This is a genomic window from Mesorhizobium sp. M0894, from assembly GCF_040319725.1.
GTDB lineage: Bacteria > Pseudomonadota > Alphaproteobacteria > Rhizobiales > Rhizobiaceae > Mesorhizobium.
Genome location: NZ_JAMYOG010000055.1, coordinates 1 through 744 on the forward strand (window position 1 = coordinate 1; position 744 = coordinate 744).

2 pseudogenes are annotated in these 744 nt (G+C 67.2%); both read right to left on the reverse strand.

Annotated elements, in window-relative coordinates:
• Positions 1-395 (reverse strand): annotated as a pseudogene (locus NKH91_RS32270) (hypothetical protein); the annotation flags it as partial.
• Positions 392-744: pseudogene (locus tag NKH91_RS32275) on the reverse strand (S1C family serine protease); the annotation flags it as partial. The pseudogenes NKH91_RS32270 and NKH91_RS32275, both read right to left, overlap by 4 nt.

Sequence of the window (744 nt, forward strand, 5' to 3'; positions counted from 1 at the left end):
CCGTCCGAACCGCCGGAGACCCAGACGTTCTCGTCTCCGGGGAACGTCACTGCGTTGCGCAGCGCAGTCGCCGTCGACTTGGCCGCCGGGTCGGAGCGGGCTTCGTGCGCGGCCGCCGCCCTGAGAACTGCCTGGACGGCTTGGTAGAGCCGCGTCTTGTAGACGGCAGACGTTTCGGGCGGAAAATCCGTCAGGCGGACGAGAGGCTCGTCGCGCTCGGTGTACCAGTCGATCCCGGAGCCGTCCGTGCGCGGCACGGGCTCGGCGAGCTCAAGACCGATCCCGGCGGGGAATTCCCGGCCCAGCACCGCCTGAAGCCGGTGGACCGAGCGCTCCGCCGTCGATCCGAGGGACCGCATCTGGCTGAGCGTAGTCGTTGTGACGAACTGGCTCATTGGGGCGGTACCGACGCGTCGCTGTCGGCTTTCTTCCCGGCTTCCTGGAGCGGAGGGCCAAAAACAGCGGGGTCTGCATCGCATGCGGCCTTCGCAAGCTCGGCTTTCATTCTGCCGATCTGCTCTTCGACAAGCCGGTTGACTTCCGCGCTGTCCACGACGGGAGCCATCGGCTGGGGCGGAAGCACTTCCGGATAGAGAAGGTGAGTTGGCCAGAGCCAGGCCACGTAGACCAGGCAGGCGGCGAACACCAGCGAAAGCGCCCCAAGCGGCCAAAGCCAGGAACGCCTGGGCCTTGACGAAGCCGCGACCTCCATCCCCAGGGACAAACTGGCGGCCTCGGGTGCAA